This is a genomic window from Alteribacillus sp. JSM 102045 (genome assembly GCF_041949975.1).
Taxonomy (GTDB): Bacteria; Bacillota; Bacilli; order Bacillales; family Marinococcaceae; genus Alteribacillus.
Map to the genome: position 1 here is coordinate 25174 of NZ_JBHFQG010000012.1, position 14639 is coordinate 39812.

11 protein-coding genes and 1 pseudogene are annotated in these 14639 nt (G+C 40.1%); 11 read left to right on the forward strand and 1 reads right to left on the reverse strand.

Features of this window, described 5'->3' with window-relative positions:
- The first annotated feature begins 96 nt into the window (after positions 1–96).
- The 6 genes from phnD (at position 97) to ACE1TI_RS10140 (ending at position 6881) form a co-directional block, all read left to right on the forward strand.
- Positions 97–1017, forward strand: a complete 921-nt coding sequence (phnD, locus tag ACE1TI_RS10115) for a phosphate/phosphite/phosphonate ABC transporter substrate-binding protein (protein ID WP_375007456.1) — start codon at positions 97–99, stop codon at positions 1015–1017.
- Between the two features lie 33 nt (positions 1018–1050).
- Positions 1051–1812, forward strand: a complete 762-nt coding sequence (phnE, locus tag ACE1TI_RS10120) for a phosphonate ABC transporter, permease protein PhnE (RefSeq protein WP_375007457.1) — start codon at positions 1051–1053, stop codon at positions 1810–1812.
- 25 nt (positions 1813–1837) lie between these two features.
- Complete coding sequence (gene phnC, locus ACE1TI_RS10125) at positions 1838–2587, forward strand: phosphonate ABC transporter ATP-binding protein (protein WP_375007458.1); 750 nt, start codon at positions 1838–1840, stop codon at positions 2585–2587.
- A gap of 136 nt (positions 2588–2723) precedes the next feature.
- Positions 2724–4496: a LytS/YhcK type 5TM receptor domain-containing protein gene (locus ACE1TI_RS10130; RefSeq protein WP_375007459.1), complete on the forward strand. Its 1773-nt coding sequence runs from the start codon at positions 2724–2726 to the stop codon at positions 4494–4496.
- Positions 4462–5196: a LytR/AlgR family response regulator transcription factor gene (locus ACE1TI_RS10135; protein ID WP_375007460.1), complete on the forward strand. Its 735-nt coding sequence runs from the start codon at positions 4462–4464 to the stop codon at positions 5194–5196. Before ACE1TI_RS10130 ends, ACE1TI_RS10135 begins: the two co-directional genes overlap by 35 nt.
- A gap of 233 nt (positions 5197–5429) precedes the next feature.
- On the forward strand, positions 5430–6881 hold the full coding sequence (locus ACE1TI_RS10140; RefSeq protein WP_375007461.1) for a carbon starvation CstA family protein: 1452 nt from the start codon (positions 5430–5432) through the stop codon (positions 6879–6881).
- Positions 6882–7672: 791 nt separating this feature from the next.
- Here the strand turns inward: ACE1TI_RS10140 and selD are convergent.
- The gene (gene selD / locus ACE1TI_RS10145; protein ID WP_375007462.1) at positions 7673–8725 is read right to left on the reverse strand and encodes a selenide, water dikinase SelD; all 1053 of its coding nucleotides are present in this window, start codon (positions 8723–8725) and stop codon (positions 7673–7675) included.
- A 159-nt stretch (positions 8726–8884) separates the two neighbouring features.
- Between selD and ACE1TI_RS10150 the strand changes: the two are divergent.
- The 5 genes and pseudogenes from ACE1TI_RS10150 to ACE1TI_RS10170 form a co-directional block, all read left to right on the forward strand.
- A pseudogene (locus ACE1TI_RS10150) lies at positions 8885–9067 on the forward strand (Rdx family protein); the annotation flags it as partial.
- 91 nt (positions 9068–9158) lie between these two features.
- Positions 9159–10565 (forward strand): L-seryl-tRNA(Sec) selenium transferase, encoded by a 1407-nt coding sequence (gene selA / locus ACE1TI_RS10155; RefSeq protein ID WP_375007463.1) that lies wholly within the window; start codon positions 9159–9161, stop codon positions 10563–10565.
- A gap of 219 nt (positions 10566–10784) precedes the next feature.
- The gene (acnA, locus tag ACE1TI_RS10160; protein WP_375007464.1) at positions 10785–13520 is read left to right on the forward strand and encodes an aconitate hydratase AcnA; all 2736 of its coding nucleotides are present in this window, start codon (positions 10785–10787) and stop codon (positions 13518–13520) included.
- 166 nt (positions 13521–13686) lie between these two features.
- Positions 13687–13812, forward strand: a complete 126-nt coding sequence (locus tag ACE1TI_RS10165; RefSeq protein ID WP_375007465.1) for an FbpB family small basic protein — start codon at positions 13687–13689, stop codon at positions 13810–13812.
- A gap of 204 nt (positions 13813–14016) precedes the next feature.
- Positions 14017–14535: a VanZ family protein gene (locus ACE1TI_RS10170; RefSeq protein WP_375007466.1), complete on the forward strand. Its 519-nt coding sequence runs from the start codon at positions 14017–14019 to the stop codon at positions 14533–14535.
- Positions 14536–14639: the final 104 nt, after the last annotated feature.

Consider the following 14639-nt stretch of genomic DNA (forward strand, 5'->3'; position numbering starts at 1 on the left):
TTACATTGATCATAAACAGTGCTAGCTTTATAACGCAAGATTATTCCAATTTGGAATAATAATTATTACATAAAAGAAAAAAGGGGAGGAGTTCAAGTGAAAAAGTGGATGGGTGCCATTGCAGTAAGTTCTTTGCTCGTCACTGGAGCCTGCGGCGGGGAAGAAGATAATAGAGAAGAAAATGAAAGCGGCAGCGATGCTGAGGAGTCATTAGAAATTGCTGTCATTCCAGCTCAATCTTCTGGGGAAATGGAAGATGGCTTAACTAAACTGGAAGACACCTTAAATGAAAGCATGGACCAAGAAATAGAGGTAGAGCATTATCCAAATTATAATGCTGTTGTCGAAGCTTTAAACTACGGACATATTGATATGGCTTATCTCGGACCGCTAACTTATGTAGTTGCTCATGAGGAAAGCGGGGCCGAAGCTATATTAACGCAGGAAATCGACGGTGAACCTTATTATTATTCTTATATCCTCACTCATGTAGACCAGCCCTGGGACAATTTAGATGAAATGCTGGAAGATGCAGAAGAGGTTGATTTTGCATTTGGAAGCATTTCTTCCACGTCTGGTTCCTTAATTCCTGGACTGGAATTGAGGGACAGGGGTGTATTTGAATCCGAAGAAGAACATAAGTTTGCATCGGTTCGTTATACAGGCTCTCATGATGTTACGGCTAGTGCCCTTGAAAGCCAGGAAGTAGACGCAGGGGCAATTGACAGCGCTATTTACAACGAGCTTGTAGACGACGGCGTGATTGATGATAGTCAATTAAAGACAATCTGGGAATCAGAGCAGCTTTATCAGTATCCTTGGGCTGTTCGAAGTGATATGGATGAGGACACTAAGCAAGCATTGCAGGATGCGTTTACTAGTATAGAAGATGAAGAAATACTTGAAATATTCGGTGGTGCTTCGTCGTTTGTAGAAACAGATCACAGTAATTATGAAAGTATTTTAAAAGCAGCAGAAGATTTCGGTATGCTGAATATGGAAAGCATTGAGGATTAAAAGCCTGATCTGTGAAGTAAAGGAGTATAGGCAATGAGCTGGTTTCGGAAAAGAGCCTGGGTATATGCAGGGCTGTTAGCTCTATTTACGTGGTGGAGCATGGGGAAAACAGAATTTGAATGGGATAATTTTGAAGAATTCAGCAATGCTTATTTTTTTATAAATGACCGGTTTTTGCCGGCAAATTGGGATATATTGCCGAGTCTAATCGACCCCATACTTGTAACTCTCGCAGTGGCATTTCTAGGTACCTTTATTGCATTGCTCATTGCTTTGCCTCTTAGCTTTGCAGCTGCTAAAAATACGACGGCTAACCGATTTCTTTATTACTTTAACCGGTTTTTCCTTTCCATCCTCCGTTCGATTCCGGAAATCGTCTTTGGGCTGGTGTTTGTAGTCGTTTTAGGACTGGGGCCTTTTCCAGCAGTAATGGCTATTTTACTGCATAATGTTGGGGTTTTGGGCAAATTAATATCAGAGCTTATTGAAGCAGCGGATGCTGGACCTCAGGAAGCAATGGAGTCTGTAGGAGCAGGTCGGCGTATTGGCAATTTATTTTCGATTCTTCCACAAATTTGGCCCAATGTCCTGTCTCATTATTTTTACAGGTTTGAGGTAGCTATTCGCACCTCTCTGATTCTTGGTTTTATAGGCGGGGGCGGTATTGGACAAAAGTTGATTAATGACTTTAACAGCTTTAACTATACCGCTGTAACTGTAGAAGTCATCTTAATCATGATTTTAGTCATAGCAGTGGATTTATTTGGAGCTTTTGTACGTAAAAAGGTAATTTAACCGTGGGAATAAAAGAGGTGAAAAAATGATCGAATTAAAAAATGTTTCGGTTTTCTATCCCAAAGCAAAGGATCCTGCGCTAAAAAATATTAATCTTGCCTTCAAATCAGGGGAGTTTATTTGTGTGCTTGGGCCGAGCGGAGCAGGAAAATCTACTATGATTCGAACCATAAATGCGCTTCAACCAGTGACAGAAGGCCAAGTAATAATAGATGGCAAGGATCTTGCTGCCTTGCCAGAGCTGAAAAGACGGGAATGGAGAAGCCGGACGGGGATGATATTCCAACATTTTCACCTTATTCCCCGGCTTACCGTTGAACAGAATATCCTCACAGGTTTGTTTGGGAAGAAAAAAGCCTTTACGACGTTTGCAGGGGTGTTTTCCCAGGAAGAAAAGGTTAAAGCAAAAGAAATATTATATCACGTAGGCTTAGAACAAATGGCAGATCGCAGGGTAGAATGGCTTAGCGGCGGACAAAAACAACGAGTAGGTGTGGCACGTGCGTTAATGCAGGAACCGGAAGTCTTTTTAGGAGATGAGCCAGTGGCAAGCCTTGACCCAGGTACCGCCCGCTCCATCTTTCAGCTATTAAGTGGCGTTCATGACCAGAATAACCTTACTACGATTATTAACGTCCATGATGTCACTCTAGCCAAAGCGTTCGCTACTCGTGTGATCGGCTTATCACATGGAGAAGTCATTTTTGATGGCTCACCTGAAGAATTAGACCCCATGAATTTAGAAACCATTTACGGAAAAGCTCTGCAAGCATAGCCTAAAAACATACGCATGATGTAAACTCGGGATGCTAGTATCTCGAGTTTTTTTATGATTTATTTAAGTAAAGTTGATACAATAAACCATGGGAGAAAAGCTATAACGGTGGCAGTCATCCAAAAGGGGTATAGGTATGTTTGACTTATTGTTAACGATGCTCGAACGTTTAGGAATTATTGTAACGATTGCGTTCATCCTCACTCGGTTTCCTTTTTTTAGAGGCATGTTTTATCAAGATCAGTTAAACCGAAAACAGCAATACATAGCCATTTTATTTTTTGGATTTTTTGGTATTATCGGCACCTATTCCGGCTTAACCTTTAATACGGAATCTCTTCAATTTAACCGGTGGACAGCTGAACTTGCTGCCGATGAAGCAATTGCTAATTCCCGCGTAATTGGTGTTGTTCTAGCCGGAATACTTGGAGGTTATAAGGTTGGAGTTGGGGCAGGTCTTATCGCCGGTGTTCATCGTTTTACTCTTGGCGGTTTCACCGGCTTCTCTTGCGGAGTAGCTTCCATTGTTGCGGGGTTGATTGCAGGGGCTGTGCACAAACGTAATCATCATGTAAAACTAAAAACAGCTTTTTTTGTTGGAGGCTTTGCTGAAGCAGTTCAAATGCTAATTATTTTAACACTGTCAAGGCCGTTCGAAGCAGCTGTCACATTAGTGGAATCGATTGGAATTCCGATGATCATAGCGAATGGGCTAGGATCGGCTCTGTTTCTATTGGTGATTAAAAATGTAATGAATGAAGAAGAAAAAGCAGGAGCGCTGCAAGCGCAAAAAACATTACGAATTACAGATCAAACTCTAGCCTACCTTCGCCATGGGATGACAATAACGTCAGCTCAACAAGTTTGCCGTATCTTATATAATGAAATGACCTCCAGTGCAGTGGCCATAACAAACGATACCCATATTTTAGCTCATATTGGGGAAGGGAGCTCCCATCATCGTACAAACAGTCCCATCCAAACGGACATAACCAAAGACGTGTTAAAAAAGGGGAAAGTTGTCGTGGCAAGTGATCAATCGATACACTGTGTGAATGAAAATTGTCCCCTTGATGCGGCGGTGATTGCTCCATTAAAACAGCGCGGAGAAACTATTGGAACGTTAAAGGTTTATTTTCACTCAGAAAAAGAGATCACAAGTGTTATTAAAGAATTAATTTCAGGGTTAAGTAATCTTTTGAGTCATCAACTTGAAGTGGCCCAAGCAGAGAAAGCATATCAGTTGGCAAAGGAAGCGGAAATAAAAGCTTTACAAGCACAGATTAGTCCGCATTTTCTTTTTAACTCGCTCAACACCATTATTTCTCTCATTCGGATTGATCCTAAACAAGCTCGGCAACTTCTTGTCTCCCTCTCACATTTTTTACGCCAAAACTTAACCGGTACAACAGTTGATATGATATCGCTAGCGCAAGAGCTTCAGCATGTAAAAGCATATCTAGCGATAGAAGAAGCACGTTTTGTAGATAAGCTGAACATTTCCTATAGTATTGAAGAGAATGGACTCCAGGCCAATATTCCGCCACTCACATTGCAGCCAATCGTTGAGAATTCGATCAAACATGGGCTTAAAAATAAAAATCAAGATTGTTTTGTAACCATTACAATCGAAAAGAGTGAAAAGGGAACAAAAGTTAAAGTAGAAGACAACGGACAAGGCATGGATGCAAAAACAATCGAAAACATTTACAAAGGAAAGGTAGTATCAGAGACGGGAGCAGGAGTTGGACTATATAATGTGAACCGAAGATTGACGATGATGTTTGGAGAAAAAGCAGCCCTCCAAATAGAAAGCAAACCTCAGCTCGGAACAGAGATTACTTTTTTCTTGCCTAATGAAGGAGGACGGCTAGATGGAAGCAGCCATTACCGCGCTAATCGTAGATGATGAACGCTATAGTCGAGATGAATTAAAACATTTAATTAGTGAGCATTCTTCGATTTCTATTGTGGGTGAAGCAGACTCAGGAGAGAATGCTATTGTTAAAGCCTTACAGCTTGAACCCGACGTTGTGTTTCTTGATGTGGAAATGCCAAAAATGAATGGCATGGAAGTAGCTCAATCACTGGAAGAATTAAAAAAAGTACCGCTCATTGTATTTGCTACCGCTTACCCACAATTTGCAGCGGAAGCTTTTCGTTATGAAGCCGTCGACTATTTATTAAAGCCTTATGATGAAGAACAGTTAAAACAGGCCATCAACAGATTGGAGAAAATTCTGCAGCCATCGCTTAAAGAGTCAACGACAGATAAATCGCTTGGAAAATTGGCAGTGGAGGACGATGGTGAAATTTTTTACCTGGATCCAAAGCAAATTATTTACATCTATCGAGAGGAAAAAGTATCGAAGCTTATTACAAAAGAAGCAATGTATGAAGTCAAAACCCCATTAAAGGATTTAGAAGCACGGATGGCCTCTTATTCTTTTTTTCGCATTCATAAAAGCTATCTCGTCAATTTAGATTATGTAGTTCGCCTTACCCCCTGGTTTAACGGGGCATACCAGCTTGAGGTGAAAGGACAAAAAGATATGCTGCCGGTTAGTAGAAACTATGTAAAAGCGTTAAGAGCCCGTTTGGAGTTATAGCGCAGTTTTCATATCAGTCTTGAGCAGTTCTCAGTATTTAGCGAGATCTGCTTTTTAAAAATAAATTATTCCTCATTGTGAAAAGGGTTACATACATTGCGTTTCGGGGCGATTATACGACATGATAACGTTATTTTTTTGCACGTTACTTCCTATATCCCCTGCACGACGGTTTGTTAAGCTATACTTCTTTGTAACCGAATTCACAGCATAGCAAAGAGGAGGAGTAAAACATGTATACCTTTTTAACCGGCATTCTTTTATTAATTATAGGTTATTTCACATATGGTAAGTTCGTTGAAAAAGTGTTTGGCGTGAATGAAGGACGAGCCACTCCCGCTTACGCCAATCAAGATAACGTTGATTACCTGCCGATGAATACAAAAAAGAATTCATTAATTCAACTGCTTAACATTGCAGGGGTCGGGCCGATTTTTGGACCTATTATGGGAGCGCTTTACGGACCAGTTGCTTTTTTATGGATCGTCTTTGGTTGTATTTTCGCTGGAGCCGTTCATGATTATTTAACGGGAATGATCTCGATTCGTAACCGTGGTGCTCATCTGCCGGAGCTTGCAGGTAAGTTTTTAGGAAATGTGATGAAGCATGTCGTTAATGCGTTTGCTGTTTTGCTTCTCATATTAGTTGGTACTGTTTTTGTATCCGCCCCGGCTGAACTTCTTCTTAGTTTATCAGACGGATGGACCACTATGGGTCTCATTTTAGCAGCAATCTTTGTTTACTTTATTATCGCAACTCTTTTGCCAGTTGATAAAATTATCGGACGTATTTATCCCTTTTTAGGAGCCTTACTACTAATTAGTGCACTCGGTGTTGGAGGGATGCTCTTGTTTACAGGAGCTCCGATTCCAGAAGTTTCGCTTTCAAATCTTCATCCAGACAATGCACCGATTTTCCCGTTGTTGTTTTTAACGATTTCATGTGGGGCTTTATCTGGCTTTCATGCAACACAAACACCGATTATTTCTCGTACTACGCAAAATGAAAAACAAGGCCGAAAAATATTCTATGGAATGATGATCGCAGAAGGGATTATCGCTATGATCTGGGCGGCAGCAGCTATGAGTTTATTAAATGGACCTGTTGGGTTAAACGAACTGCTTGCAAATGGAGGACCAGCAGCCATAGTTAGTGAAGCTTCTATCTTAATGCTTGGGGCTGTGGGAGGAACACTAGCTGTTCTTGGAGTCATTGTTTTGCCAATTACTTCTGGGGACACAGCTTTTCGCAGTGCAAGAATGATTATTGCAGATTATATTAAATTGCCCCAAAAGAAAATGCGCAGCCGTTTATGGATTGCTCTTCCTCTTTTTGCTATTTCATTTGTTTTAACCAATATTGATTTCGAACTACTATGGCGTTATTTTAGCTGGGCAAACCAGTCTACAGCTGTGATTGCTTTATGGGTTGGATCTATGTATCTCTTTATTGCTAAGAAAAATTATTGGATTGCCATGGTTCCAGGGATATTTATGACGATGGCTACGACAACCTATATTTTAAACGCACCGATTGGATTTGGGCTGCCTATGAACATTTCTTACATTGGTGCGGCAATTGCAACAACTATTGTAATCGTTCTCTTTTTCTCAGCAGCGAAAAAAGCCTGTGCAAACGAACTTCCGTTAGAAGAAGAAATAAACGACAAGAACAATATTGCATGAAAAACGACGGGGATAGAAATTCTCATTTCAGACCATAGTTTTTACAATTTGAAATATTATGGACACTCCTTAGCTCTAATGTGGCTGTGGAGTGTCTTTATTCATCCATTCTTATTTAATGTTTACCAAACAGAAACATTAAACCTTTGAAAATAAGAAAAAGAGAAAATACTAATATAGCAAGAATGCCGATAATATTTGTAACTGGGGCTAGCCCTTCAAGGAAAGTGCCTGCTAAAGGTACTCTGATTAAGGCAACCCCCCCAAAATACTGGCCAGCATTAAAAAAATCCAACTATTCATGCAGATATCCCTCCTTTCTGAATCATAGTATGTGAAAGGTAAGGGAGAGTGTTTGTCAGTGGAAGGAACAGGTTTTAAGTACTAGTAATTTTTTTACTAAAAAATCAAAGTGTATGCTTTCGTATTGTGCCTCAAATTAAGGTGAAAAATGGTGAAAAGATAAATTCTAATTATAATGGAAAACGAATATGTATTGCATTTTAAAAGGGGGAATCTGTTAAAGTTAAATAAGATAAATGTGATCACTCGATGTATATGTAAATAATGAGTGTGAGGGTGAAAAAGATGGAAAATCAAATGAAAGCGGAACGAAAAACTTACACAACTATTCAAAATACCAACCGTCATCCATCAGCTTATTGTTCCAATGTATTTGGATTACATATTAAGACAGACTGACCAAACTACAAAACATGAATTATGGCAGAGGAACTCTTTTTTGAAGTTAGCTGTCCCAGAGTTAAAACTAATGGGACAGCATCATTTTGTTACTTTAGATAAATAGCGTGTGTATTTCGTTCTGTTACCTGACCAATAATTTGTGTATCAGTTTCTCCTTTATTATGCATATCTTGTACATAATTCTCAGCTTCGTCCACTGACATAGCGATAAGAAGTCCGCCGGATGTAATGGCATCACAAAGAATAGATTGCATTAATTCAGAGACATTGCTTTCTCGTGCAATGTGCGACTCAAGGTATTTAGCGTTTGACTTGGAACCTCCTGGAAGTATTCCTTGCTCAGCTAAAGAAGCTGCGCCTTCAAGAAGCGGGATCGTTTCCGTATCAAATGAAAATGTGACATGACTGGCTTCTGCCATTTCACATGAGTGACCGAGAAGCCCGAAACCTGTGACGTCTGTAACAGCATGAGGAGTATAGGCTGACAATGTTTCTGCTGCCGTTTTATTCAGCTCCGCCATTACCTTTGTCACAGCTTCTTCTTGTTTCATAGTAGCTGCTTGTCGCTTGATAGCTGTTGTTAATATTCCTACCCCGAGTGGTTTTGTTAGGACTAAAACATCCCCAGGCTTTGCCCCTTTGTTTGCCCACACTTTTTCTGGGTGGACAATGCCGGTGGCAGCCAGGCCAAATTTTGGTTCCTGGTCATCAATCGAATGTCCGCCCACGATTGTTGCTCCTGCTTCTTTTACCTTATCAGAAGAGCCTTTCATCATACCGGCTAAAATTTCATCTGGTAGCTCTTTTATAGGGAAACCAACAATATTTAATACCGTTGTGGGTGTACCTCCCATAGCGTAAATATCACTTAGAGCGTTTGCTGCAGCAATTTGTCCAAACATGTAAGGATCATCTACGATTGGGGTGAAATAATCAACCGATTGTACGAGTGCGATTTCATCTGTTAGCTTATATACACCGCCGTCATCAGACGTATCCATACCAATTATTAAGTTTGGGTCTTTTTCTCTTTCTGGTAAATGACGCAACACTTGCGCCAGGTCCTCAGGACCTATTTTACATCCTCAACCAGCTTTTGAAGAAAGACTTGTTAGTCTAATTTTTTCTTCTTTACTCATAACCTCACCTCCACACATCCTTCATCTCTTCTAGTATAATGCGTTTATTTGCGTGAACACAAACAATAACCTAAAATAAATGACAGAAGCTTACAGGAAGAAAGGATGGTAATAGTGAAAATAAGTATTGAATTCTGCATGCAGTGAAACTATGGACCAAAAGCCGTGAGTCTCACGGACAAACTATACGATAAATATCGGGGAGAAATTGAATCTATTCAGCTTATTACAGGTTTCGGCGGTGTATTTGAAGTTTCCTTAAATGGAAATAAGATCTACTCTAAAAAAGAAACCGGCGAATTTCCAGATGAAGAAGAACTTGTAGAAAAGCTCGGAAAATAATAGAAAAAAGCAGCCAGAAAAAACAGCTTCTTTTTTCTGGCTATTTTTTTTCTATTAAACCGCGTTCTCCCTATGGAAAAGGAGATAAATAATGAACAATAAGCTAAGAAGAATACCGCCTGTTCATGAATTACAAAAAGATCCTGTTTTTCAGCAAGCAGCAGAGTACATTGGAGAAGAAAAGGTTGTAATGAGCTGGCTCAGAGAAGAAGTCGATCAGCTTAGGCAAGCAATTCTAGAAGAAAATGGGCCTAACGCGGAATCAACGGAAGAAATGAAGGCTTATCTCTTAAAGCGTATCTTTCATAGAAGTGAACATTTTCAAAAAGATCGTCTCCGCCGTGTCATAAATGCTACTGGCACTATTCTTCATACAAATCTTGGCCGCGCGAGTATGAGTGAGGCTTCCGTTAAAAAAGCGGCTATGGCTGCGAGTTCTTATACCAATTTGGAATATGATATATCCTCTGGTAAAAGAGGGTCCCGGCATTCCATCCTGGAAGATTTAATAATAGAAAGCACAGGAGCAGAAGCAGCTATGGTTGTAAACAATAATGCTGCGGCTGTGTATTTAGTATTAAAAGGATTAGCTGAAGGAAAAGAAGTGATAGTCTCTAGAGGACAGCTAGTGGAAATTGGAGGTTCTTTTAGAGTCTCTTCTATTATGGAAGAAAGTGGAGCATCACTAGTAGAAGTAGGAACAACTAATAAAACCCATCCGAAAGACTATAGACATGCTGTCAATGAAAAAACAGCAATGCTAATGAAAGTACACACAAGCAATTTTAAAACAATTGGATTTACAGCTGAAGTTTCTTTAAAGGAATTAGTACATATAGCACAGGAAAAAGAAGAATTAATTGTGTATGAAGACCTTGGGAGTGGAGCGCTTTATGATTTCCGGCAGCATGGAATAGGAGAGGAACCAACTGTAGCAGAGGCTTTAAGTCAGGGGGCGGACCTTGTGACTTTTTCAGGAGACAAATTACTTGGAGGACCTCAAGCAGGAATTATTGCCGGTAAAAAGAAATGGATTGACCGATTAAAAAAACACCAGCTTGCCAGAGTGCTTCGTGTAGATAAAATGACACTTGCAGCATTAGAAGAAACACTGAAAGCATATTTGCAAGGAGAAGAAGGCATACATGCTATTCCAACGGCACGGCGTGTTCTTGAAACAAAACAATCCATACAAAAAAGAGCAGAGTCGTTTCTTCACCTATTAAAGCTTTCTGAATGGACAGTCACAATAGAAGAAGATATATCGAAGGTGGGCGGAGGCACGATGCCGGAAGTGACTTTACCTACCGCTGTTGTACATCTGCATACAGGGGAGACACCTGCTCAAGTAGTGATAGAAAAGCTTCGTAGAGAGTCAACTCCTGCTGTGGTCGCCCGGATAAAAGAAGAAAAAGTAGTATTTGACTTTCGAACGATTACGGAAGTGGAAGCTAAGATGATTGCAAACGCTCTTGAGCGCTTAGAAAGAAGCAGGTAACTGCTTCTCAAGAACAGCAGCTCTCGGAAACACAAACGGGACGCCAGTTAAGAACTCCCGCCGCTTCTACAAGTTTCACTTTATATTTGCATTAAGTTTTGCTATTCTTAGATAGTGGGTGGAAATCATCGTACTTTTCCGGCAATTTATAAGTGAAAAGCATGGGTTTCGACTTTTTGTTCATTCTGTTATATCATAGTTTATGAGGAGGGACTACATATGAGTACAAATCAAGATGTTTTTAATGCGCGCAAGTCTTTCACATCTGATGGGAAGACGTATTATTACTATGACATTAAAGCACTAGAGCAAGCGGGAGTTGGTAATGTGTCCAAGCTTCCTTACTCTGTAAAAGTGCTGCTAGAATCTGTTCTAAGACAGTTGGATGGAAAGGTTATAAAAAAAGAACACGTGGAAAGTCTGGCAAATTGGGGAACAGACAAAGGTGGCAGTGAAGATGTGCCTTTTAAACCTTCTCGTGTTATCCTTCAGGACTTCACCGGGGTTCCAGCCGTAGTAGACCTAGCTTCTTTAAGAAAAGCAATGGCTGACATCGGCGGGGACGCTGAGAAAATTAACCCGGCTATTCCGGTAGATCTTGTAGTAGACCATTCAGTACAGGTGGATGAATTTGGTTCTTCCGATTCTCTGCGCCGTAATATGGAGCTGGAATTTGAAAGAAACGAAGAAAGATATAAGCTTCTTAGCTGGGCTACCAAAGCATTTGATAACTACAGTGCAGTTCCGCCAGCAACTGGCATTGTTCACCAGGTTAATTTAGAATACTTAGCTTCGGTTGTTCATGCAAATGAAACCGATAACGGAGAAGTGGAAGCTTATCCCGATACGTTAGTTGGAACAGACTCTCACACTACAATGATTAACGGTCTAGGCGTACTTGGATGGGGAGTTGGCGGTATCGAAGCGGAAGCTGGAATGCTTCAGCAGCCATCTTATTTCCCAGCGCCGGAAGTTATTGGAGTGCGCTTGAAGGGCTCCCTGCCTAACGGTGCAACAGCAACTGACCTGGCTCTTAAAGTAACCCAGGTTCTTCGCGAAACGAACGTAGTAGGGAAGTTTGTGGAATTCTTTGGTCCGGGTCTTGCTGAAATGCCGCTTGCCGATCGTGCCACAATTTCCAATATGGCACCAGAATACGGCGCAACATGCGGTTTCTTCCCTGTAGACCAAGAATCATTAAACTATTTGCGTTTAACAGGGCGCTCTGAAGACCATATTAAACTAGTAGAAGAGTATTGCAAAGCAAACGACCTTTTCTATGAAGACGGAAAAGAAGAGCCGGATTTCACAAAAGTAGTAGAAATAGATCTTTCTCAGATTGAGCCTAGCTTGTCTGGTCCAAAACGCCCGCAAGACCTGATTCCTATGTCTGAGATGAAGAAGCAATTTAATGAAGCACTAACAGCACCTGCTGGAAATCAAGGCTTTGGAATGTCCCCAGAGGATATTAATAAAAAAGTGGAAGTGAAACATCCAAGCGGTAAAACGTCAGAGCTTGAAACGGGAGCCGTTACTATCGCTGCCATTACAAGCTGTACGAACACTTCCAACCCTTATGTTATGATCGGAGCTGGACTAATTGCGAAAAAAGCAATCGAGAAAGGGCTGGATGTGCCGGAATACGTAAAAACATCGCTTGCTCCTGGTTCAAAAGTGGTAACACGTTATTTAGAAGATGCAGGCTTGATGCCTTATCTCGATCAGCTTGGTTTCAACCTAGTTGGTTATGGATGTACAACTTGTATCGGGAACAGCGGACCGCTTCCAGAGGAAATTGAGGAAGCTATTGCAGACAATGATCTGCTCGTATCTTCCGTGTTAAGCGGTAACCGTAACTTTGAAGGTCGTATTCATCCGCTTGTGAAAGCAAATTACCTGGCGTCTCCGCCGCTTGTGGTAGCATACGCTTTAGCTGGAAACGTGAACTTTGATATGAACAATGATTCGTTTGGCAAAGATAAAGAGGGCAATGATGTTTATTTTGAAGACATTTGGCCAACAGCTGCTGAAATTAAAGAATTTGTTCATAACAATGTATCTCCAGAAATGTTCAAGAAAGAATACGAAAGCGTATTCGATAATAATGAGCGCTGGAATGATCTTCAATCAGAAGAAAATGCGGCATTGTATGACTGGGATGAAGAGTCGACTTATATCCAAAATCCGCCATTCTTTGAAGAAATGTCTGAAGAACCAGAAGACATTAAACAGCTAGATGAATTGCGTGTGATTGGCAAGTTTGGAGATTCAGTTACTACAGACCATATTTCTCCAGCAGGTTCAATTGCAAAAGACAGCCCAGCTGGTAAGTACTTGATGGAAAAAGGACTGAAACCTGCTCAATTTAACTCCTATGGTTCCCGCCGCGGAAACCATGAAGTCATGATGAGAGGTACTTTTGCAAATATCCGTATTAAAAACCAGCTTGCTCCAGGAACAGAAGGCGGTTATACAACGTACTGGCCAAACGGAGAGGTAATGGCTATTTATGATGCGTCCATGAAATATAAAGAAGACAATACCGGTCTTATGGTCATCGCTGGAAAAGACTACGGCATGGGAAGCTCTCGTGACTGGGCAGCAAAAGGTACAAATCTGCTTGGCATTAAGACTGTTATTGCTGAAAGCTTTGAACGTATTCACCGTAGTAACCTCGTTTTAATGGGTGTGCTTCCGCTTCAATTTAAAGAAGGCGAGAACGCAGATACACTCGGGCTTACTGGGAAAGAAACATTCAATGTAAACATTGACAACAATGTGCAGCCTCGTGATTATGTAGAAGTAGAGGCCGTGGATGAAGACGGCAATAAGAAAACATTTGAAGCGCTTGTGCGTTTTGATAGTGAAGTAGAAATCGACTACTATCGTCACGGCGGTATTCTTCAAATGGTACTCCGTAATAAACTTGCTGAAGCAAGAAGTGCAAAACACTAATTTCATGCAGAAGGCCGGACCTTGATGGTCCGGTTTTTTTATTATAAACCAATATAAAATTTCACGTACCGTAGTTATTTATGTAAAAAAGTATAAAAAACAAAAAATTTAGAAAAACTGATTTCAAAAGTTACCATTTTAAATTAGATCTCAAGGAGGAATAAACATGAATAAAAAGAAACGAATTTCTTTGAAAGAGTTAATGGAAGCGAATAAAGAAGAAATTCTAAATAATCCATCTGTATTAGAGAAGATTGAAGAAAAGTGGGAAAATAAAAAAGCAATGCAATAAAAAGTGAGAAAGTTAAAAACGCAATATAATACTGGCTTTGACTCGCCAAGCGGGCGGGTTTTTCTTTTCTTAAATTTTAAAACTTTATTTATTGTTTGAAGTAGTTTTATACTTTTTTCGATTAATATATAACGATTCTCCTTGCCAAAAGCTTTTTAAGAAACGATAATGAATAAAGAAAGAACACGAAGGCAGGAGTTATCAATGAGCAATTTAGACACACGTTCAAGCACTACAACCAATAAAATCTACATCCCTTGGAAAAAGATAGTATGGTTTCTGTTAATTGTTTACCTCGGGATTCTTATTTATGTTACTTTATTTGCCTGGAATTATGGTTCTTCTTATGGCCCAGTAGGTCCGGGCGGAAGAAATTACAACCTCGTTCCATTTCGCAGTATTTTTCGCATCGCTTATTACAGTCCAAATATTGATAATCCTGTTCGAATATTAGGCGGAAATGTTATTATGTTTTTGCCATTTGGAGTCTTAATGGCTTTTTTATTTAAAAAGAAACGCACTGCGCTGTGGCTAATCCCTCTATTAGCAATAGTACTGTCTACATTTATAGAAATAAACCAGTTTATTTTCACCCATCGAGTAGCAAATGTAGATGACGTAATTTTAAATACCGCTGGTGGTCTTATTGGTGCTTGGTTTATATTAATATTTCGCTCGATTTTGAAATTTCTTAGTAAAAAACCATCTTTTTTTAAATCATAGCCGTCTCGAAGTTTAAGCAAGTGAGCTGTTTTCTTTTGATTAGGAAGCAGCTTTTTGTTTTGACTTTGTATTTATATTTTTTATACTGTTAAAAAAGAGATTCT